General features: G+C 36.7%; 26 protein-coding genes and 1 other RNA gene. 10 read left to right on the top strand and 17 right to left on the bottom strand.

Features of this window, described 5'->3' with window-relative positions; all coding sequences use genetic code 11:
• From ACHUE4_RS11495 to ACHUE4_RS11480, 4 genes are all read right to left on the bottom strand, one after another.
• Positions 1-1,506, bottom strand: coding sequence for a hypothetical protein (locus ACHUE4_RS11495; protein ID WP_394190134.1), 1,506 nt, complete (start codon positions 1,504-1,506; stop codon positions 1-3).
• Positions 1,493-2,455, bottom strand: a complete 963-nt coding sequence (locus ACHUE4_RS11490; protein ID WP_394190132.1) for a hypothetical protein — start codon at positions 2,453-2,455, stop codon at positions 1,493-1,495. The genes ACHUE4_RS11495 and ACHUE4_RS11490 overlap by 14 nt, the downstream gene beginning before the upstream one ends.
• A gap of 394 nt (positions 2,456-2,849) precedes the next feature.
• Positions 2,850-3,206, bottom strand: coding sequence for a YolD-like family protein (locus ACHUE4_RS11485; protein WP_394190130.1), 357 nt, complete (start codon positions 3,204-3,206; stop codon positions 2,850-2,852).
• Positions 3,203-3,430, bottom strand: coding sequence for a transcriptional regulator (locus ACHUE4_RS11480; protein WP_394190128.1), 228 nt, complete (start codon positions 3,428-3,430; stop codon positions 3,203-3,205). Before ACHUE4_RS11480 ends, ACHUE4_RS11485 begins: the two co-directional genes overlap by 4 nt.
• Positions 3,431-3,584: 154 nt before the next feature.
• Here ACHUE4_RS11480 and ACHUE4_RS11475 point away from each other — a divergent pair, with 154 nt between their 5' ends.
• The gene (locus tag ACHUE4_RS11475) at positions 3,585-4,103 is read left to right on the top strand and encodes an SRPBCC family protein (RefSeq protein ID WP_394190126.1); all 519 of its coding nucleotides are present in this window, start codon (positions 3,585-3,587) and stop codon (positions 4,101-4,103) included.
• Between the two features lie 153 nt (positions 4,104-4,256).
• Positions 4,257-5,285, top strand: coding sequence for a serine hydrolase domain-containing protein (locus ACHUE4_RS11470; protein ID WP_394190124.1), 1,029 nt, complete (start codon positions 4,257-4,259; stop codon positions 5,283-5,285).
• A gap of 50 nt (positions 5,286-5,335) precedes the next feature.
• Here ACHUE4_RS11470 and ACHUE4_RS11465 read toward each other — a convergent pair whose 3' ends face one another.
• The gene (locus tag ACHUE4_RS11465; protein WP_394190122.1) at positions 5,336-6,067 is read right to left on the bottom strand and encodes a metallophosphoesterase family protein; all 732 of its coding nucleotides are present in this window, start codon (positions 6,065-6,067) and stop codon (positions 5,336-5,338) included.
• A 141-nt stretch (positions 6,068-6,208) separates the two neighbouring features.
• Between ACHUE4_RS11465 and ACHUE4_RS11460 the strand changes: the two genes are divergently transcribed.
• Together ACHUE4_RS11460 and ACHUE4_RS11455 are read left to right on the top strand one after the other, a co-directional pair.
• The gene (locus ACHUE4_RS11460) at positions 6,209-7,183 is read left to right on the top strand and encodes a F510_1955 family glycosylhydrolase (RefSeq protein WP_394190120.1); all 975 of its coding nucleotides are present in this window, start codon (positions 6,209-6,211) and stop codon (positions 7,181-7,183) included.
• Positions 7,184-7,268: 85 nt separating this feature from the next.
• The gene (locus ACHUE4_RS11455) at positions 7,269-7,595 is read left to right on the top strand and encodes a four-helix bundle copper-binding protein (protein WP_394190117.1); all 327 of its coding nucleotides are present in this window, start codon (positions 7,269-7,271) and stop codon (positions 7,593-7,595) included.
• 113 nt (positions 7,596-7,708) lie between these two features.
• On the opposite strand, the gene ACHUE4_RS11450 is transcribed toward ACHUE4_RS11455, so the two are convergent.
• From ACHUE4_RS11450 to ACHUE4_RS11420, 7 genes are all read right to left on the bottom strand, one after another.
• The gene (locus ACHUE4_RS11450) at positions 7,709-8,290 is read right to left on the bottom strand and encodes a histidine phosphatase family protein (RefSeq protein WP_394190115.1); all 582 of its coding nucleotides are present in this window, start codon (positions 8,288-8,290) and stop codon (positions 7,709-7,711) included.
• A gap of 47 nt (positions 8,291-8,337) precedes the next feature.
• Positions 8,338-8,583: a hypothetical protein gene (locus ACHUE4_RS11445; protein WP_394190113.1), complete on the bottom strand. Its 246-nt coding sequence runs from the start codon at positions 8,581-8,583 to the stop codon at positions 8,338-8,340.
• Positions 8,584-8,709: 126 nt separating this feature from the next.
• The gene (locus ACHUE4_RS11440; protein WP_394190111.1) at positions 8,710-9,444 is read right to left on the bottom strand and encodes a class I SAM-dependent methyltransferase; all 735 of its coding nucleotides are present in this window, start codon (positions 9,442-9,444) and stop codon (positions 8,710-8,712) included.
• 103 nt (positions 9,445-9,547) lie between these two features.
• A complete protein-coding gene (locus ACHUE4_RS11435; protein WP_394190109.1) occupies positions 9,548-9,832 on the bottom strand; it encodes a hypothetical protein in 285 nt (94 codons plus the stop codon).
• A 57-nt stretch (positions 9,833-9,889) separates the two neighbouring features.
• On the bottom strand, positions 9,890-10,444 hold the full coding sequence (locus ACHUE4_RS11430; protein ID WP_394190107.1) for a GNAT family N-acetyltransferase: 555 nt from the start codon (positions 10,442-10,444) through the stop codon (positions 9,890-9,892).
• A 99-nt stretch (positions 10,445-10,543) separates the two neighbouring features.
• Positions 10,544-11,005, bottom strand: coding sequence for a GNAT family N-acetyltransferase (locus tag ACHUE4_RS11425; protein WP_394190105.1), 462 nt, complete (start codon positions 11,003-11,005; stop codon positions 10,544-10,546).
• Positions 11,006-11,228: 223 nt separating this feature from the next.
• Positions 11,229-11,633, bottom strand: coding sequence for a DUF6843 domain-containing protein (locus tag ACHUE4_RS11420; RefSeq protein ID WP_394190103.1), 405 nt, complete (start codon positions 11,631-11,633; stop codon positions 11,229-11,231).
• A 415-nt stretch (positions 11,634-12,048) separates the two neighbouring features.
• On the opposite strand from ACHUE4_RS11420, the gene ACHUE4_RS11415 reads away from it, so the two are divergent.
• Positions 12,049-12,606, top strand: a complete 558-nt coding sequence (locus ACHUE4_RS11415) for a TVP38/TMEM64 family protein (RefSeq protein ID WP_394190101.1) — start codon at positions 12,049-12,051, stop codon at positions 12,604-12,606.
• Positions 12,607-12,926: 320 nt separating this feature from the next.
• Here ACHUE4_RS11415 and ssrS read toward each other — a convergent pair.
• Positions 12,927-13,120, bottom strand: a non-coding RNA gene (gene ssrS, locus ACHUE4_RS11410) — 6S RNA.
• A 162-nt stretch (positions 13,121-13,282) separates the two neighbouring features.
• Here ssrS and ACHUE4_RS11405 point away from each other — a divergent pair.
• The 5 genes from ACHUE4_RS11405 (at position 13,283) to ACHUE4_RS11385 (ending at position 16,052) form a co-directional block, all read left to right on the top strand.
• The gene (locus ACHUE4_RS11405) at positions 13,283-13,378 is read left to right on the top strand and encodes a YjcZ family sporulation protein (RefSeq protein WP_394190099.1); all 96 of its coding nucleotides are present in this window, start codon (positions 13,283-13,285) and stop codon (positions 13,376-13,378) included.
• A 150-nt stretch (positions 13,379-13,528) separates the two neighbouring features.
• A complete protein-coding gene (locus ACHUE4_RS11400) occupies positions 13,529-14,308 on the top strand; it encodes an alpha/beta fold hydrolase (RefSeq protein WP_394190097.1) in 780 nt (259 codons plus the stop codon).
• A 24-nt stretch (positions 14,309-14,332) separates the two neighbouring features.
• Positions 14,333-14,983: a plasmid pRiA4b ORF-3 family protein gene (locus ACHUE4_RS11395; RefSeq protein ID WP_394190095.1), complete on the top strand. Its 651-nt coding sequence runs from the start codon at positions 14,333-14,335 to the stop codon at positions 14,981-14,983.
• Between the two features lie 11 nt (positions 14,984-14,994).
• Positions 14,995-15,636, top strand: a complete 642-nt coding sequence (locus ACHUE4_RS11390) for a plasmid pRiA4b ORF-3 family protein (RefSeq protein ID WP_394190093.1) — start codon at positions 14,995-14,997, stop codon at positions 15,634-15,636.
• A 278-nt stretch (positions 15,637-15,914) separates the two neighbouring features.
• Positions 15,915-16,052: a hypothetical protein gene (locus tag ACHUE4_RS11385; RefSeq protein ID WP_394190091.1), complete on the top strand. Its 138-nt coding sequence runs from the start codon at positions 15,915-15,917 to the stop codon at positions 16,050-16,052.
• Positions 16,053-16,092: 40 nt separating this feature from the next.
• Here ACHUE4_RS11385 and ACHUE4_RS11380 read toward each other — a convergent pair whose 3' ends face one another.
• From ACHUE4_RS11380 to ACHUE4_RS11365, 4 genes are read right to left on the bottom strand one after another with little or no spacing between them, the layout of a single operon-like run.
• A complete protein-coding gene (locus tag ACHUE4_RS11380) occupies positions 16,093-16,626 on the bottom strand; it encodes a cupin domain-containing protein (RefSeq protein ID WP_394190089.1) in 534 nt (177 codons plus the stop codon).
• Position 16,627: 1 nt separating this feature from the next.
• Entirely contained in the window at positions 16,628-17,257 is a 630-nt protein-coding gene (locus ACHUE4_RS11375) for a methylthioribulose 1-phosphate dehydratase (RefSeq protein WP_394190087.1), read from the bottom strand.
• On the bottom strand, positions 17,254-17,913 hold the full coding sequence (locus ACHUE4_RS11370) for a 2-hydroxy-3-keto-5-methylthiopentenyl-1-phosphate phosphatase (RefSeq protein WP_394190085.1): 660 nt from the start codon (positions 17,911-17,913) through the stop codon (positions 17,254-17,256). Before ACHUE4_RS11370 ends, ACHUE4_RS11375 begins: the two co-directional genes overlap by 4 nt.
• Positions 17,910-19,136, bottom strand: a complete 1,227-nt coding sequence (locus ACHUE4_RS11365; protein WP_394190083.1) for a 2,3-diketo-5-methylthiopentyl-1-phosphate enolase — start codon at positions 19,134-19,136, stop codon at positions 17,910-17,912. Before ACHUE4_RS11365 ends, ACHUE4_RS11370 begins: the two co-directional genes overlap by 4 nt.
• Between the last annotated feature and the right edge of the window lie 49 nt (positions 19,137-19,185).

The following is a 19,185-nucleotide window of genomic DNA, read 5'->3' as shown; positions in this document are numbered from 1 at the left end:
TTAAGCCCTCCAAATCTTCAATATATCTTTTCTATCCACAACGATTGTTTTTTCATTAATTTGTTTTACAACTTCAATATTAAATGACGCACCTACTAAGGTATCTGCTGAGAAGGTAGCAAAGCCCTGTTCTTCTATGTCATTAATTAATTCTAATTTTATAGATTCAAGAAGTTGTGTTGTTATAAATCTCCCTGCCTTTAAATGTGCTGACCGAATCAACTCAGTGGAATATATAATACTGCGTATTTCTTTTTCTGTAAATTCTAAAAATTTCAGTAATTCCGGTAGACAGTTAGGGGCAATTCGTTCAGGCTCAATCCAGTTTCTAATATTTTGCTCTGAAGCAGTTGAAATTCCTTGACTATTTAATAATTGAGCTAATTCTTTAATGCCATGTCTATTTATTTGTTTTGTAAGTCTTTTCCTCCATATCCTTTGGTTAGTTCTGCATCTGGTGGCTTTAACATCTAATATGGTATCAGCAATATCAATAATTAAATCTACTGAACTATGATTACGGAAAAGTAGTAGATTTCCTAGTTCGATTTGTTTTATCTCAACAGAATCTAGTTTTAAACTATTTGGTTCTAATCGGCGTATTTTGTAGGAATTTGGAATAAAACTATAGCATCTGTTTTCTAACAAAATAAGTTTACACTCAACTCTATCTGCTTCTTTTATAGATGTTGCATTATTTTCATAGTGTTTAATAATTTCCTCTTCATTAAAATCATCTGCAATATCACCTAATTCCACTTCGAAAATAGCACCTTTATGTCCATCTGAAAATTGAATATTATCATAGATAGTTGTTATTGTGTCTGACACACTTAGTTGAGGAAAATTCCTCGTTTTTTGTATTTGATTATTGAAAATATTATAGGTTAAAAAATAAGTGTTTTTCGAAAAAAATAAAGACGAATATTTTTTGTCATAGTTAAATGGTGATCCAATATAAATAACATTGTCTGCAACAATACCTAATTTAATAAATTCATTAGCTTTGATAATTGGAACTTCAATATCATTCAATACTATAAATGGGGTGTTACTTAAAAATTTTGTTAAAATATATGTCTTTTTAGTAACGATATTTTGTAGTTTCTCTGAAATTGAATTTTTCAAGAAATTAGATTCGCCATATTCAGTTTGGATTGTTTTTAATATTTTTGCGATTGGAATACAGTATTGCTTGAATAAATCCGGATATCGAGATTGAATGTTTTGAAGTAGATTGAAAATCTCATTTAAATATTCGTCGAAAATATTACTGTAAATATCTAAAGAAGTAAAAAAACGATTAATAATTTTTTTGAACTCTGTAAAAGTTTCTTTTAGTTGATCTTCGAATTCATAATGCCTCTTAATTTCATTTGAGAATTCTTTACTTAATGTATACAGCGTTGAAATTTCGGCATTTTCCACCTGTATAAATTGAACATTTTTAGGCTTCTTAAAATGTGAATTAATTAACTCCAAATGGGTTTTTCTATTGCCAGCCAAGCAATTCAACTCCTTTCGGTATAGTTATATTTGTATCATTTAAATAGTTACTAATTTGACTTGTAACAATTACACTTTGATTGTTAACGATTTCTTGCACTATAGTTGTACGTAATAAATCAGATGTCTCTGAATTTTCATGACGATCATCTAGAATAATTCGACAATTATTTTTATAATTTTTAAGATGGGCAAGAGCTTTATTCGCTCCTACAAATATTGTTGGTAAATTCCCACCTTCACTAGCGTCTTCTTTAGCTGATTTTGTTACCCAGTGTATATTGAGAAAATCACTCATACTACCATCCATTAAAAAATCTTTCATTGTAAGTATATGTCCTGAAATATCGAATTCAATTATATGTAAATTATCGTTAAATTCCGTCCTTGTTCCTACTAAATTTATACATGGCTCATTTATTAATTCGTGTGTTTGGAGTGTTGAGCTGTCATAAATATATTGCAATATTGTCATACTTATTCTATTTAATTCTTTAATACTTTTAGCTGATTTAATATCTTTACTTCCTTTTCCTACGATAATAACTCTATCTCGCCACTGCTTTTGGGGAACTAAGTGGGTAGTTTTTTGTAAGTTCAAAATCTTCAAGTGCCATGAATCAGTTGAAGTTGCTCCTTTAACTAACTCAATAACAGAGCAGCGAACCCACTTATCTACATGATAGTAATATATATAATCGCCACTTTTAAGCTTTTGAAAATGTGTCAAAATCGCTTCGGTCCCAATTTCTTTTTTCAAATTTTCATCTGAAATTCCTAATGCTACAAAATACGAAAATATTAAGTTGTTAGGTAAAGACATATATATATGAATAGGTTTCTCATTTAAAGAATTTTGATGTGAAAATCGTCCGATAGCTATTGCAAACAACATCCATTGTTCTAAAGGTCGATATTCATTTTTATATTTATATTTCCATAAATTCATATTCACGAAAACACTCCCATTTCTTTACTTTATGTAATTCAATTGTACCTAATTTTGACTAATATTTGGGTATTGTATTGGAAAACATTTTTAATACAGTATTTTAATGCAAAAATATCAGTACATAATTTTTTCACGCACTTAATAATCAAACACTTTTATGCCATGTTCAATCCAACAGATTCGATAACTACTTTTAAAAGATTTTTTTAATTTATCAAAAAAGCTAAATCTTGTTATATAGGTCAATAACTAAAATATTTATCTTCATACCCTTTCTTTCTTTAACTTCTACATTCTCTTATGAACAAGAAATGGACCTTCCTCGGTCTATATGAGGAAGATCCACTTCTATAATTTTTATTGAGAAATCACTGATACCTTCGAGTTCGAGTTATGTTAAAAGCATAACTCCAACAAGTTCATCGAGTGGTAGTTGGTGAATGCCGAATGGGTCTTCATAGCGGAGGTATTGGTTGTTGGCTTCTTTTATGGTGCCTTGGTGGGTATGAAGTTCGCCGTTTTTCCAAGTTGTTAGGCGTGTTTCGAATTGGCTGGTGAGTGCGCGTTCGATTTCTTCTTGCATGGTGTCGTAGTCGAATTCGTCGAGCACGGGTTTTTTCACCTTGTCATGATCGGCTTGCCATTCACGTAATTGGGCTACATGTTCTGGTAACATCATAGCCGTCCATTTTATCTTTCCTCGGTCTTTGAGATCACCTTGAACTTTTAGCCCACGATTGATTTTCATGAAATGACTTCCTTTCTTTCTTTTCGAGTTACTGGGATAACCGCGAGAATTTGTTCATAGTAAAAAGTGCGTTTGGCCTGTTTGGTAAAACAGAACGCTTGAAAGGTATCATGATACGATTTAATGACTTTTACTCGTCTTTTAGAAATTTTCCCATCCTTTGCTAGGTAAACCATCTCTAATACGTCATGCCTTTTCATACCTTTTACAATGACCTCTTTCATTTGAGCTTCCTCCTTTTTCTTGATTATAAACGAACACGTGTTCTCTTTTCAAGGAAAAAGATATGGGAATTTCAAGAAGTCGGTTATTCCTCGAAAAATACAATTGATTTAGCTATAGTGGAAGTAACTAAACATATCGGAGGAGTGAAACAGAATGTCTGAAAACAAAAAGTTAATTTCAACTATTGTAGAAGGTCAAGATCTTGTAATGGAGCGCATTTTTGATGCGCCTAAGAAGTTGGTATTTGAGATGTATGCCAAGTCAGACCATTTAGAGAAATGGTGGGGACCGCAAGGATGGGAAACAGAAAATCGATTATTTGATTTTAAACCTGATGGCGTTTGGCATTATTGCATGCGCTGCATGGATGAAAACCAAGGAGAATTTTTTGGTCATGAGTCTTGGGGAAAAGCGGTGTTTCATGAAATCGTTGTGCCAGAAAAAATTGTCTACACAGATTCGTTTTCCGATGAGGAAGGCAACATCCCTGGGGCCATACCTGATATTTTAATCACTATGGATTTTGTTGAGGATGGCGATAAAACGAAGCTTCTCATCCGCTCCCATTTCTCATCTGAAGAATCTCTTCAGCAAGTAAAGGATATGGGAATCGTCCAAGGATTAGAGTCACAATTTGAAAGATTAGATGGTTATTTAGAAGAAGTAAGTTGAGTTAAATAGAAAACTTCTAAAGGCACTGCAAACGCAGTGCTTTTTTGTAGCTTTATTAACATCGGTAGCCATTTATGTACAATAAAGAGGAAAACACTTTATTGTATCGAATGTAGTTAAGGGATAGATACATGCAGTTTTTTGGAGGCTATTATGAACATACATATGAAAAAACGTATTGCGGAAATAGAAATCAATCACAAATTTTCAGGCTCGGCCCTTATAAAAGAGAACAACGATATTTTAGCTGAAGTAAACAAAGGGTACTCTAATCGTTCTGAACAGTTACAAAACAGTACATTGACAAGGTATGGAATAGCTTCAGGTTGTAAGCTTTTTACGGCTATAGCCATTTGTCAGCTTGTCGAGGAGAGAAAGCTTGCTTTTAATTCAAAGTTACACGAATGTCTAGCACTTCCGTTTCCGAATTTTGATGAAGAAATCACCATCCATCATTTACTCACACATACTTCTGGAATTCCTGATTATTTTGACGAGGAAGTGATGGATGACTTTGAAGAGTTATGGGTTGAAAACCCCATGTATCGTATTAGAAGTTTGAAAGATTTCTTGCCGTTATTTCAAGATCAAGCCATGAAATTCAAACCTGGGGAACGGTTTCACTATAATAATGCCGGATATATTGTACTTGGTTTAATCGTGGAACAGGCGAGTCAGAGGAATTTTACTGACTACGTTCAAGAACATATTTTCAATAAAGCTGGAATGGTAGATTCGGGATACTTTGAAATGGATGCCCTCCCACCTAATACTGCGCTAGGTTATATTGATAACCCTAATGGAACATGGAAAACAAATATTTATTCATTGCCCGCAAAAGGCGGTTCAGATGGCGGAGCATTTGTTACTGTCCATGATATGGATCGGCTGTGGGATGCACTGATGAACAATCAACTGCTAAGCGAAGCCTATACGCAGCAGTTACTCACCTCCCACGCACAGGAAAATGAATTTGACTTCTATGGTTATGGTATTTGGATGAAGAAAGCCGAAAATGACTGCATTTTTAAGTATCATGTAATGGGCTATGACCCAGGAGTTAGCTTTCACTCTGCTTATTATCCCGGGAAATCGATTAAAGTTGTCGTCTGTTGCAATCAGTCCACTGGTGCATTCCAACTGATGAAAAGTATGGAGGATGCCATTCATACCTCTACATGATAAAACAGAGCTTACACCAATAATGGTGAAGCTCTGTTTTCTTATCTAATTTACGTATAAAAAAGCTTGAACAGGGTTTCTCTTTGAGGAACTTGTAGACGATCAAATTTTTCTAGGAATGCTTTTTTATCATACGCAGCGTTATGGATGGTGATGATTGGTTCATTTCCAGTGAGGTCGATGATGCCGTATGGTGCTGTATCCCCTTTTGACACGCCAAGTGCGCCTGGATTGAGATATATTTTGTCATCAGCTTGAAAATCATGCTCTGGGTGGTGATGACCGAAACAAATGATATCTGCAGGGTAATCGCTGAACATATGTCGCATGTTTTCAAGTGTTGCTTCTTGGATTGTGTAAAACGGTTCGTCTTGAATATGTGCTTGTCGTTTGTTTTCTTCTATATGATAGTGAATGCCTAAAACCCGCGTGCCGTTTACTTGTTTTTCAATGATGCGTGGCAATTGTTTAAGTTTAGTTACATGGTTCGGGTTTAATCGTTCAGCAATCCATTGATGATGCTCACGTGTGTGTTTGTAAGTTTCTGGATGGCCTTCACCTGCAATTAATGACAAGATTGCTTCATCGTGATTTCCGGTAATCATTCGGATATCTGATCGACCAAATAGAATGTCGAGTACTTCGTTTGAGTCCGGTCCCATGGCAATCATGTCGCCTAAACACCAAATTTCATGGATGTCCCCTCGCTTGTCGATTTCTTGTAAAACTGCTTTTAATGCTAGTTCATTTCCATGAATATCTGTGATAATCGCTAGTTTCATCTGTTTCAGTCCTTTTCACAAAGTCGTAACAATAGTTTACCTCATTTACCTACTAGAGGCAGATGGAAAGCCTTTTCAACCGAATTTTGGGTATAATGAGGGCAGCATTGGTACTTTATTGACGAAAGCGAGTGAATGAACATGAAAAAATGGATACTTATTTTAGGGGTGGCAGCAGCTACACTTTCTGCCTGTTCAAATGATGAACCCTCGTCGGTCGCTAAAAACGATCCGAAAAAAGCTGAAACTCAAGCAGAACCAACTCTTCCGAGTGAAGGGTTTTATGTAGATGCAACAGATTTGAAAGTAGATCATATTCATGGACTAGGATACCCCGCTTCAGGCGATGCATTTATGCTTGCCTCTCATCATGGCCCGGTGATGTATGAAGATGGTGTTTGGAAAGAAACGAAGACTGAAAAGCATGATTATATGGGATTCCATGCAGTATCCGATGGCTTCGTTTCAAGTGGCCATCCTGAACCTGGCTCAGACTATGAGAATCCCCTGGGTTTATTGAAAAGCACGAATTTAGGTGAATCGTTTGAGCAATATGCTTTTGAAGGCGAAATCGATTTTCACTATTTAGGTGCCGGTTATGAAACTGGGCGGATTTATGTATTCAATCAAATGCCGGTTGAAGGCATGGAAAATGGATTCTTTTACACGGATGATTTAGGCGAGTCTTGGGAAACGATGGCAATGGAACGATTTGACGCACAGCAAATGTCGAATATTTCAGCTCATCCAACGGAAGCGGATACGGTAGCGATTGGCACAGAACGCGGTGTTTATACATCTAACGATGGAGGGAAATCGTTTGAACTGGCAGTCGAAGGCGTTTACACCACTTATGTGATGCAAGGAACGGATGCTGCGTACATCGCTGAATTAAAAGATGACAAGATGGTGTTGCATAAGACTGATTTAGCTTCAGGCGAAGGTGAAACGCTCGCTATCCCTGAGTTAACTGCTGAGAACTCCATTATCTTTATGGCACAGCACCCAACGAATACGAAGGAATTAACCTTTGCTACGCTCCAAAATGATGTCTACCAGTCAACCGATGGTGGTGCGACTTGGGAACAATTACTGAATAAAGGTTCGGTAAAATAACGAACTTTATGGGTAAATCAAGTTTAAAGTGCTTTTTCAAGGGAAGGATACTACTAATCACTTGAAGAAAGCGAGGAGAAGAAATTTGAATATGTCCTATGAAGATTGTTTGAAGGCCTGTCAGGAATGTTTAGAGGCGTGTAATGTTTGCTTTGACTCCTGTCTCAAAGAAGAGGATGTCAAAATGATGGTTTCATGTATTCGACTCGATCGAGAATGTGCGGATGCGTGTAGTTATGCCATTCAAGCCATGACGCGAAACAGTCCATTTGTTAAAGAAATTTGTGAGTTATGTGCGGAAATTTGTGATCGTTGTGCAGAGGAATGTGGCAAACATGACCACGACCATTGCCAACGTTGTGCTGAGGCATGTCGCAAATGTGCAGAAGCTTGCCGTGCAATGGTAGCTTAATAAAAGTACAAAAGAGCCTTAATTCGCTATTTGAATTAGGCTCTTTTGTATGTTCACACTTAATAGGTTCCATCGTTTTAGCAATTGATTTAGAAGTCCTACAATTTGGTTATTTAACTGTTAACACTTACACCCCATATTCTTTGAACGTTCAGTAATTCCTGTTCATTGAATTCCATTCTATAAATATCAGGTTTTGATGTGCTATGTAAAAAATCCAAGTCATAAGTGCTATCGAAATACCCCATCATCAATGTCATAACAGCCCCGTGAGTTCCGATTACTACTTTTTCATTTCTCTTCGTATCTAGTAGTTCCTTTAAAACTCTTATAGCTCTTTTTTGACAATCAGCATTTGATTCTCCTCCCTCTAAGGAGAAATTTGAATCGAAAAATGACTTATCCAAAATCTGTACTAATTCTTTATCCTCTAATCTTTTGTTTTCAGGAGAAAATATCCTCTCTTTTAAATTCTCAAAAACTAAAACTTCTTGTCCTATTTCTTGGGCAATCTTTTCAACAGTCAATAATGAACGTATGTATGGGCTTGAAACAACTGCATCGATTTTTTCATCTTTCAATATGTCAGTTACTCGTTGAGCATCTAAATAACCTTTATCAGTTAATCCTCTTGTTCGTTCATTGCCTTCTTTTGGCGATTCACCGTGTCTCACCATATAAATAACAGTACTCAATATACTTCACCACCAATGAGTTTCTTTTGTTTTCCTGCCTTTTTAGTTCAATAAGAGGGTGAATAAATCCTATCCGTATCAGTATCAATAACAAAATCAGCTTGTATATTGCAGTCATAAGGAATTTGTTCAAAGTTATGAATCCTGCAAAATACGTTTGGAAGATCTTTCATCTCATAAGTTAATTTCTTTACTTGCAAATATTTTTGCTTTAACTGTTGTTTGGAACACTTTTTCCCAGAAAGAACAACTTGATGGAAATAACCATCGATTTCAATAATCAATTTTATCACTACTGGTTGCTAGTCAGTCTTATAGCTTAGATTTGTAATGCAGTAATTTCACCAAAACCTTATTAAACTAAACTGCCCTAATGTTGAATATGAAAAAGAGCTCTACTCGTTTATTGAAAAAGAAAATCATTTTTTTGCCTTGATAACTATAAAGGAAGGTCGTCTTTCTTCATTAATTAATTTCGGCATTTTTTCTAAGCCTGCTGGAGTTGACTGGGGTTCAATGATTTCCTCTAATACAAGACCGTTTTTTATCAGCGTATTAATTAATGTTGAAATTGTTCTATGGTACTTAATAACACCATCTATATACCAATGTTGTTCTCTTTCCCCTTCTACTTGATAATTATCCAATGCCCAATATAATCGATTTCCCTCTTTATCCTTTACCCAATTGTTCATCTCGTGCCGTGCTGTAACAATTGGATGTTCAGTTGAATAAATGAATTCACCATCTTTATTTAATAAACTAGTGACTTTTTTAATTAAGGCTGAGTAGTCAGCAATATAATGAACGGCAAGAGAGCTTATGATTAAGTCGAATTTTTGATTATGCAATTCTAAATCTTCTATTGCAATACAAAGGTAATTGATTTTCTCATGTTTGTTTTCTTTGTTAGCCTTTTCAATCATATTCATTGAGATATCTATTCCTAAAACACTTGCTGCTCCATTGTCTATACAATACTTTGCAAATTGACCGGATCCACAACCTAAGTCTAATATCTTCTTTCCTTTAAGACTTGAAATTGCAGATTTTAATGCAGGTTGTTCAACAAAATCGTTGTAGGATATTCCACTCTCCCGCAAAGAGGTATACCCTTTAAAGAAAATGTCATTATCATAGATATTTTGTTTCAATTAATCCCATCCCTAGTATTATTGATATTTGGTAAGTAGAAACAGAGCACGTATCTGTTTTCATTAAATTTCGCGTTAGGTGACGTACTTTCATGAGTAATCGTTATTCAAATGGATAAAAAATTTTCCAAGATAAAACTAATAAGCCTAAGATGAATACCCCAAACAAAAAAGAGATAACTTTAAAAATAATAATATGGTATCTGTGCGGAGTAAATCTCTCTGATATTGACAGTAGAAAACCTAACAATAATTCAACAAAAGAAAATGTAGCAAAGCCTCCAGTAAAATCGTCATCCTCTTCATACTTTTTAAAAGCAACATAAAAAGCATTTCCAACCAAAATTAATAAGAACAATGAAATTATAATTAAAACATATATATTCATTTAAAATGCCTCTCCTCAAGCATAGGAAACATATACATATTGACAAAATAATTTATATCAGATGGTTTTCTTCATCCATTCTTCTCTTGTCAATTTCATATTTATAGAATCTATACATTCTCCTTCGTATTCTAAGTCGTTTTCATCTCTGCTATCTACAACAAATCCAAACTTTTCGTAAACATGTTTAGCTCTTGGATTAAAGTCATATACACTCAACGTAAGTTGATCTAGTTTGATTTTTTTAAAGACATAATCAATCATCAGCTGGGTAGCTTCTGTACCTAATCCCTTATTCCTTCCTCTTGGTCCAATGAGTATCCTAAAATTCATACTATGATATTTTTCATCGTATAAATTGACAACTACTTCCCCCACTAGGATACCTTGTAATTGATCAACAATTGCGAGGTCTAATCGATCTGTTTGTTCATTTCTTGTATTGTACCAATGATGAATTGATTCCCGATTAAAATCGGAAGAACTTCCTGTAAGTTTTATTGCTTCTGTATCCTGTAAACATTCTTCTATATAAGGAAGGTCTTGTTCTTTAAAAGCTCTAAGGATAACTTTTTGTCCAACTAAAAGTGGCTTTTCACCTAAATATACCATTCGTTTCACACTCCATTTTAAATCATCAGCAAAGTTCCTAAATGGAATCTTGAGCTAACCAAAATTGCATTTGTAAGTCACTATTCTATATCTTCAATATCAGTAATAAATCATTTTCAGAAATTCATATCTACTACCATTTGTATCTTGCATAAAAGTTTCATCTTCTTCGAACCCTAATTTTTTATATACTTTTATTGCCCTTTGATTAAAGGTAGCTACTGACAATGTTATTTTTTCTGGGTTGTATTTAGCTTTGGCGAAATCTATTCCAGCTATTAAAAATATTAAGCCATTTCCATTACCCGTTAAATCTGGTCTCATTCCTAATCCTAAATCAATAGTACTTTCAGCAACTTTATTAAAACTAAAGAAGCCCATAACCTCAGTACCATTTATCACAACAAAGTGCGAGTTTCCTCGCTTATCTGGGTCAAGGAATTCAACTAAATCTTCTTGATCCGATTCCATATCGTAAAAAGAAAATTCACCATTATAATGCCAATTAAAAGCTATATCTTCTGCCCGCTCTTGTGTCATTTCTTCGAATTTATACTCCACTATTTCTAACTCCTTTAATTTATTTTTTAATCAAAACATCCTCCTTTCTCGATGCTGTAGTGGCACCAACAATACTGTTTGCAATGACTGCTACCGTTGTGTTGAGGCATGTCGAAGCTTGCCGTGCAATGGTAGCTTAATAAACGTACAAAAGGGCATAATTCGCAATTGAATTAGGCTCTATTTAAATTTCACCTTTAATTCATTGAAAAAGGAAACAACTTTAGTAACAATGCTCCTGATTTGAATCGAATGTTATCATCATCCTTTCGGAATTTCCGTTCGTCGTTGATGACACATTATAAAAATCATTTGTATTTATCTCACTGACTCTTTTCCCATCATTATCGATATAAAAAGCTTTTATTTTGTACCACCCTAAATCCATAATTAAATCATACGATGATGAAGTTGAAATACTTCCGTTTTCAGGGACTATTAATAGTAGTGTATCATCTATAATTTCGAGTTCTTTTTTGTTAGGCTCATTGAAATATATGTCAATACATCCTTTGAAACCTTTAGGCAAATGATAAACAATGGTAGTATCATTGTTTGGTTTAATTAGCCACCATATGAGAATTAACGACAGAACTATACTAATTAATATACAAATATTCTTTGTCATATCACTTTTTAAAACCTAGAATCTTAACTTCTACATTTTGCATTTTCAAGACCTCGAAACTTCTACTATCGTCACTTCTCCAACAGGTATCTTCCAAGACAAATACAGTGTTCTTTTCAACTTTCATTGGCTCCATTGTAGTGTAATATTCTTTCCAAAATTTATCATAGGCTCTCAACAAAACCAACTCCTTCTTAATAGTATACCAGTAATATCCATTTATTTTTTTGAATACAAAGAATATTCTGTGGACAATACGCAAAAAAAGCTGAGTTTTCTAGCTATTAGTTAAAAAATATTACTTTCTTCTGTGGGGGAGTTAAATAGTTTTTATCGTATTTTTAAAGCGTGAATTTTGACCATTAATGGGTCCAGTCGTGATACGATAAAAGTATCATTTTTTTAAGGAGATTTTATGGCGTTTATTGAATCTTTATTGGCTACTCTGCCTATTCCCTTTGCTGTATTTGTTAGCATTGTATTAAGTATACTAATCAGTATTCTTGGCGTTGTTCCGAGTGCATTTTTAACGATATTGAATGTGACCGCGTTTGGTTTCTGGGGAGGGTTTTGGGTTTCTCTCGCAGGAGAAATTGTTGGGAGTTTGATCGCCTTTTGGTTATACCGCAAAGGATTACGTACGTATGTCGATCACAAGACAAAGCAATCACCACGTGTGCAACGGTTGTTGAATACAACAAATAGAGAGGCGTTTCTATTGGTTCTCGGATTGCGATTAATGCCTTTCGTGCCATCTGGTTTAGTGACGTTTTACGCATCTGTTGGGAGCATGAGCTTCATCACTTTTGCCATTGCGAGTAGCTTAGGTAAAATACCTGCATTATGGATTGAGGTTTTTGCGGCAAATGAAGTAATGGAATGGACTGTTACTGGTCAGGTGATTAGTGGATTGCTTGTTTTCGGTTTACTTATTTATGGGTTTATTAAGATTAGAAAAACACCTTCAAATTGAATTAAGGTAGTAAATGCCTTAGTTACAACTGTAAGGAGTTTTTTTCGTTTGAATAAAGAGTGTTCATAAGTTAGAAATAGTTAAATATATGCTGAATTATGCAGACACAGCCTGTCCAGAATTGTGTAAAAAACGTGAATTTTAGAATGTGGGTGGTGAAATCTAGAATCGGACCAGTGAATGCTAGAATGTCACGGTCGAATCCTTGAATGCACCGCTCCAATCCTTGAATGTCACCCGCAAAATGGAGAAAGTCATTTCTATAAGAACATAGAAAAAACCGATCTCCCTGAGGAGACCGGTTTTATGAAAGATAAAGTTCAAAAGCCGCGTTTGCCGTATTTCGTAAGAAAGTTTAAAACCACCACTTCTCAAAGTGGGTGTTTTCGGAAACGCTCCTGCGTGTCCTCATTGTCCGAAGAGAATGAGGCATGTCATTCCTGTTCCCAGTTCAAACTCCCTGTTACAGCTTAAAGGTTTAAACTTAATATTCATACGCACAATGCAGCTTGTTTTCATATCATACACACTTTTTAAATGAATTTCAAAGGAAATTGTTTCCTCGCTCAAAATTTTCACTTCTTACAAAATTATTTCAATTCAATGTGTCCTCCCCAAAACGACTGCGAAATCTCGCATATGCTATATCATCCTGTTAGAAAAGGAGGTGTTAGGCATGGGTTACGAACACAAAAACAATAATGGCTTTGCTCTATTGGTTGTTCTTTTCATCCTTTTGATCATCATTGGGGCTAGCTACCTTAACTACTAAATCCACGAGCAGTAACAAGGTAGGCTCACCTCGCAACTTCCGGAGCGCTCAATGTGGCGCTCTTCCACTTTTTTATCTTCGAATGGGTGTTACGTCTTGAATCTTTGGGTATAGTTTGGAATAACAGATGATTCCATTAGAGGTGACGATATGACTACGTTTCAATCAAATGATGTTTCCTTGGTGTATGAAGAGTTCGGTGAAGGTGAACCGCTCGTGCTTCTTCACGGGTTAACAGGCAATCGACATATGTTCGATCAAGATGTACAAGTCTTAAAAAAATATTTTAGAACCATTGTGCTTGATGCACGTGGGCATGGAGATTCGGACAAGCCTTCTTCGTATACGTTAAATGATCATGTGGGAGATGTATTGAATTTACTCGATCATTTAGAAATTGAAGAAACGTATTTAATTGGCGTATCGATGGGAAGTTATATTGCTCAAGGAGTAGCGATTGCTTCTCCAGAACGTGTGAAAAAATTAGTGTTAGTTGCGACGAAGTCTGAAGGAAAAACTTCGTCTATGGAGGCTTTATTCGAAAAATATGCAGACGAGTTAAAGGGGTTAACTTTCTCTCAGAAAGTACTGAAAGTTTCCCCATACATGTTTCATGATTTGACGGCTGTTGGTCAATGGAGCAAGGAAGCGGCAGAAAAAGGAACGCCGTTGACCGTTGAACAAATTACGGCAGCGAATAAAGCTTTAGAAGGTTTCGACTTTACGCAGGACTTGTATCGCGTCACAGCAAAGACCCTCGTCATTAGTGGGGATCATGATGAACTCAATCCTACCGAATTAGGACGAGAAACAGCACGTCTTATTCCGATTACGACATTTGTAGAGTTTAAACAGTCAGGACATGCACCTAATGTCGAGCAGCATTTACTATTTTTAGATTTTGTCCTCGAGTTTTTAGACGTAAAATAATTCAAAGCAGAAAGGAATGAGACTATGAAGGCGTATCAATTTTTGATAAAGCTTGAGGGTGTAGAACAGGAAGTTTGGCGTCGAATTGTCATTCCTGCGGAAACCAATTTTAAACGATTGCATGAAACGATACAGATGGCGATGGGTTGGTCCAATTATCATTTATACACATTTAATATTCCAATGACCAATGGTCGAGTATTAGAGCTTGCTGAAGATCAAGATATGATGGATGATCATCGATCACAAATCCATTCCGTCATCATGAATGTAGATTTAAAGGAATTAAATACAAACCCTGATTATCAACAATTGGTACGAACAGATATCAAATTGGCACAAAAAACGAAACTTCCAAGGTATGTTGAAAGCGTACCAACGTTTACCTATCGCTACGATTTCGGGGACAATTGGGTTCACCAGATTGAACTAGAGAAAACAATTGAAGACTATGAATTTGTTTACCCACAAGTTCTCGACGGAGAAGGCAATTGTCCACCTGAAGATGTCGGAGGTCCTATTGGCTACGCCAATTTCTTACAGGTAGTAGAAGACCCTCAAAATGAGGACCATGAACATTTGAAAAACTGGGCAGCCAGCCAAGGATACAGTGCATTTGACCCTACTTTTACGAACCAATTAATGCAATCTATTTTGAAGTTAAAAAAACGTTGAGGTGATGTGTGATGAAAGGCTATCAATTTATGGTGACACTAGATCATGTTCAGCCAGCAGTATGGAGACAAATCGCCATGCCTGCTGAGTTAGATTTCTATGACTTACACTCAGTTATTCAAACCGCTATGGGGTGGACGGATTCTCATTTATTTTCATTTGAATTAGAAGAAGCAGAATCTACGAATAGAATAAGATTGTTAGGGGACGAAGAGTCAGTTGAGGAGAATTTCCAACAGGCGCAGCATTTCATGCAATCTCCACCTGAGAAAGGTTCATATGAAGAAAGTATGTTCCAGCACTTCATTCGAACAAAAGTTTTGTTAGCTCGTGATATTCACTTAGATACGTATGTAGAGGAAATTGAGTCGTTTACATATGCCTATGATTTTGGGGATGGATGGACCCATCAAGTGAAATTAGAGAAAATTATTGACGATTTTGAGTATGATGCGCCTACTATTCTAGCAGGAGAAGGAGATTGTCCGCCTGAAGATGTTGGTGGTCCTCCTGGGTATGAGGAATTTAAGCGAGTGATGAAAAACAAAAAAAATCCGGAGCATGCTCATATGAAAGCTTGGGCAAAAGAACAAGGATTTAAAGCATTTGATATAGACGAAGCGAATGAAACTTTGGAAGAAGAATGGTGTTAATACTCTAAAATGAGTTCTTATTTTTAAAATTTGAATGCTCATAAATGTGGTCGGCTATTTCTTTCACTTTCCGCGGACGAAACGCAAGCCTCCTCGATTAAGCTGTCACTGACAGCTTAATCTGCGGGGTCTGGCGTATTTCGTTTTTCCGCAGGAGTCTACAGAAATAGCCGATCATTTTCCTGTTAAATAGTGAGCAAAGTTATGCTTACAGAAGAGGTTTAATTACAAATTCAAGATATACATACAAAATGATTGTTTATTAAGAATTGATTGGAATGGAGACGGCGACTCTAGCGGAATCAGCACGAACTGAAGACCCTGGACTGAGCATCGCGAAGGAAGCGGCTGAAGTCGTGCCCGCAGAAAGCGTCCGTCGCAATGGAAATCAGCATTTTTATTTATCTACAATCTAACCTGACCTCGAGATAAAAGAGGTCAGGTTTTTTCTCGTTATTAATTTACGACTTCTTCTTTTTCATATATCGGAACCCAGCCTTCTGTTGTGACAAAAATACGCACTGCTACTACTTTACGATCTTCCATTAACGTGAAGTAGTGACGCACATTTTCAGGTACGGAGATTAAATCACCTGGTTGAAGTTCAACATCAAAGAATTCACCGTCTGCCGATTGAATCACAAAAATTCCATGTCCACTTACGATAAAGCGAACTTCGTCATCTTCATGATGATGCTCCTGTTGGAAGTTTTTCAATAGTTGTTCTAAGTTTGGCGTCGTTTCAGACAGTGAAATGACATCAGCTTGTTGATAGTTTCTGCGCTCAGAAATATCCGCAATCTCAATCCCAAAGGCTGATAAAATTTGTTGTTTCTCTTCATCCGATAAATCGAATTTTTCACGAAGGTTTTCTGGTAGTTTTTCGATATCCCATTTTTCATAAATGACTTCATTTTTGTTCAAAAATTCAATCACTTGTGTTGGATCTTCAATGCGTTCTCCGCTTGCATGTTTTTTAATGAATGCCATTTTAAAAACTCCCCACTCTGTTTTTTATCGTTGCTAGTTTTACTTGGTATGAGAACAAAAACTCCCAGGCTTCAAGTAGCTTTTTCGCCTCAAAAGCGTCTCTTCCCCACACAGTAATGCCATGATTTTCAATTAAGACCGCTCCTGAATCCCCAATCACATATCGATCAAATTGTTCGGCAAGTGTTGGGATATGCGCGACATTTTGAATAATGGGAATTTGCACTTTGGCATCTTGTTCCCATGAGCCTAACGCTTTAATGATTTCGTTGCCCGTAAATTCGATATGCGTTTCGTGTTTATACAATTCAGTGATCACATTGTTATCAATTGTATGTACATGAAGCACACAACCAGCATTTGTTTTGTTGTAAATTTTCGCGTGCAATAAGGTTTCGGCAGAAGGTTTCGATGAAGTTTCTTCTATACGCTCACCGTTTTTATCGACCAATAAAAAATCATGACTCGTAAATGTGCGCTTGTCTTTTCCAGAAGCTGTGACGAGAAAGGTCAAAGGTTCATTGGAAACTTTAATGGATAAATTACCGCTTGTGCCGTAAAACCAATCGCGTCCAGCTAGCTCTTTTTTAACAGCCGCTAGTTCGTTCCAACGTGTTACATATAGGCTCATGAATGTACCTCCCGCTTCTCCAAAATGTGTATGACATCGTGAAATGTGGTGAATGGTTCATAAGGAATGGCCAGCTCCTCACATTTTTCGATGAGGAAGTCCCTCGGAATGACTTTGTCTGCCAGCTTTGCTGCTTGCAAATCAGTAATGGAATCACCTATCACGATTTTATAAGTGTTTTCGTCACTTAACTTGCGAATGATGGACGGTTTGCAGCACCCACAACCGTTTGAGCAAAGTTCATCACAGCTGTGTGGCCACTCAATTGCGATTGATTCGCCAGAAAAATCCGCCTCATTGCAATAAATATATTGTTGTTCTATCAGACCTTTTAAAAGGGGCTGCACGAAAAAGTCGATGCCCCCTGAAACGATGTATAACGGGATGTGATGTTCGTTCGTATACGCGACGAAGTCTTCAAACCCATCTCGAATTTCTGCTTGTGCCAAAACGAATTGAATGACTTCCTCTTTTTGCGTCGCTGGTAACAAGTGAAATAATTGCGAAACACCTTGCTGAATCGTCATTTCTTGACTGAGGATCTGGTCTTTGATCGCTTCCCATTGTGGTGGAGCAAATTTCTTCATGATGGCCATGATGTTGTCATTCATTGTAATCGTACCGTCAAAGTCACAAAAAATAATAGGTTGCTTCATCGGACTTTGTCACCCCACAATTCAAGAGCTAGTCGCAGCTCTTCATTGTTTTGCACCGCTTCAGATAGGGCTCGATTGGTTATTGTCGCATCCACTGCCTGTCTAAATGCCTTTCCTCCTGCGGTTGCTCCTCCTGGATGACCGTGCACGCCGCCTCCAGCATTGATCACGGAGTCCAATCCAAAATCCGCAATGAGTTGCGGCACCATCGCTGGATGGATACCTGCAGAGGGGACCGGCAAGGTTTTATTCAACAAACATGGCTCTGTTAGTTCTTTGGCTATATCGAGTGTTTCTTGTTTTGCTAATGCAACACTGCCGTATGGTGATGGGAATAAAGAGAAATCCGCTCCTGTATACCGAAGCAACTTTCCGAGTAACAAAGAATTTGAGACACCATAAAATGGGGACGGTGTAATTGCGCCTGAGAAGGCTGGGTGGGCCATAATCGGAACGGTAATTTCCTTGTCTTCAGCTAAACTTTGAAGTACATCTAGACCATATGCAAAAACGTTAAATAATAGTATATCTGCTCCTAATTCAACTGCCTTTTTCGCTTTTTCTTTCAAATCATATGTTCTGCCAGTTAGGTTCGCTGCAAAACGCGTACGGTGACCGGTTTGCTCATACACGTTTTCTAACACTTCTTTCGCTTTCGTTATTCGTTGTTCAAATGGGGTTAACGGATTGTCGAATAAAATCTCATCATCTTTTACAAAGTCCACACCACCGAGAGCCTGTTGCTCTAATTGGCGAGTGAAAAAGTCGATATCTTTGCCGATGATTCCTTTGAAGATGCTCATGACAAATGGTCGGTCATGAACACCAGTTAATGTGCGAATTCCTTCAATGCCAAATTTCGGTCCCGGGAAGTGATTGAGTAGCGTCTCATCGAATGATAAGTCCGTTAATTTAATTTCGCCATCTAGCGATAATTTGCCAAACGTTGTCGTCAAAATGGCGGGAATGTCTGGGCTGAAATTTGCTGAAGGATAAGCAATTTCAATAATTCCTTTCGTTCGTGTTTCTGCAAAATGGCTAGCTGTTGTTCCAAGAGACTCTACACGGACGACTCTCCCTTTATGTTTTTTCAATTGTTCTTGTTCAAGTAACGGCAAGTCGGTCCATGAACCGATCGTTAGCCCTAGGGCGATGCCTTCTGCTTTTTTCTCTAAATTTTCTTCGATGCTATGTACCAAATACGTAGCCTTCACTTCTGTCACATCGATCACCTCTTTATTCCAAAATAAAAAACCTCTTCACAAAAAAGAA

The organism is Paenisporosarcina quisquiliarum (assembly GCF_043641925.1).
GTDB lineage: Bacteria > Bacillota > Bacilli > Bacillales_A > Planococcaceae > Paenisporosarcina > Paenisporosarcina quisquiliarum_A.
This window is presented reverse-complemented; position numbering and strand designations above follow the sequence as displayed.

Bases quoted from the DNA above. Each gene is read 5' to 3' on its own strand.
- ACHUE4_RS11420 (WP_394190103.1), bottom strand. From the start codon at position 11,633: ATGACAAAGAATATTTGTATATTAATTAGTATAGTTCTGTCGTTAATT.
- ACHUE4_RS11475 (WP_394190126.1), top strand. From the start codon at position 3,585: ATGTCTGAAAACAAAAAGTTAATTTCAACTATTGTAGAAGGTCAAGAT.
- ACHUE4_RS11485 (WP_394190130.1), bottom strand. From the start codon at position 3,206: ATGAAAATCAATCGTGGGCTAAAAGTTCAAGGTGATCTCAAAGACCGA.
- ACHUE4_RS11375 (WP_394190087.1), bottom strand. From the start codon at position 17,257: ATGAGCCTATATGTAACACGTTGGAACGAACTAGCGGCTGTTAAAAAA.
- ACHUE4_RS11385 (WP_394190091.1), top strand. From the start codon at position 15,915: ATGGAGACGGCGACTCTAGCGGAATCAGCACGAACTGAAGACCCTGGA.
- ACHUE4_RS11430 (WP_394190107.1), bottom strand. From the start codon at position 10,444: ATGGTATATTTAGGTGAAAAGCCACTTTTAGTTGGACAAAAAGTTATC.
- ACHUE4_RS11460 (WP_394190120.1), top strand. From the start codon at position 6,209: ATGAAAAAATGGATACTTATTTTAGGGGTGGCAGCAGCTACACTTTCT.
- ACHUE4_RS11465 (WP_394190122.1), bottom strand. From the start codon at position 6,067: ATGAAACTAGCGATTATCACAGATATTCATGGAAATGAACTAGCATTA.
- ACHUE4_RS11390 (WP_394190093.1), top strand. From the start codon at position 14,995: ATGAAAGGCTATCAATTTATGGTGACACTAGATCATGTTCAGCCAGCA.
- ACHUE4_RS11480 (WP_394190128.1), bottom strand. From the start codon at position 3,430: ATGAAAGAGGTCATTGTAAAAGGTATGAAAAGGCATGACGTATTAGAG.
- ACHUE4_RS11370 (WP_394190085.1), bottom strand. From the start codon at position 17,913: ATGAAGCAACCTATTATTTTTTGTGACTTTGACGGTACGATTACAATG.
- ACHUE4_RS11400 (WP_394190097.1), top strand. From the start codon at position 13,529: ATGACTACGTTTCAATCAAATGATGTTTCCTTGGTGTATGAAGAGTTC.
- ACHUE4_RS11470 (WP_394190124.1), top strand. From the start codon at position 4,257: ATGAACATACATATGAAAAAACGTATTGCGGAAATAGAAATCAATCAC.
- ACHUE4_RS11395 (WP_394190095.1), top strand. From the start codon at position 14,333: ATGAAGGCGTATCAATTTTTGATAAAGCTTGAGGGTGTAGAACAGGAA.
- ACHUE4_RS11380 (WP_394190089.1), bottom strand. From the start codon at position 16,626: ATGGCATTCATTAAAAAACATGCAAGCGGAGAACGCATTGAAGATCCA.
- ACHUE4_RS11405 (WP_394190099.1), top strand. From the start codon at position 13,283: ATGGGTTACGAACACAAAAACAATAATGGCTTTGCTCTATTGGTTGTT.
- ACHUE4_RS11490 (WP_394190132.1), bottom strand. From the start codon at position 2,455: ATGAATTTATGGAAATATAAATATAAAAATGAATATCGACCTTTAGAA.
- ACHUE4_RS11415 (WP_394190101.1), top strand. From the start codon at position 12,049: ATGGCGTTTATTGAATCTTTATTGGCTACTCTGCCTATTCCCTTTGCT.
- ACHUE4_RS11435 (WP_394190109.1), bottom strand. From the start codon at position 9,832: ATGAATATATATGTTTTAATTATAATTTCATTGTTCTTATTAATTTTG.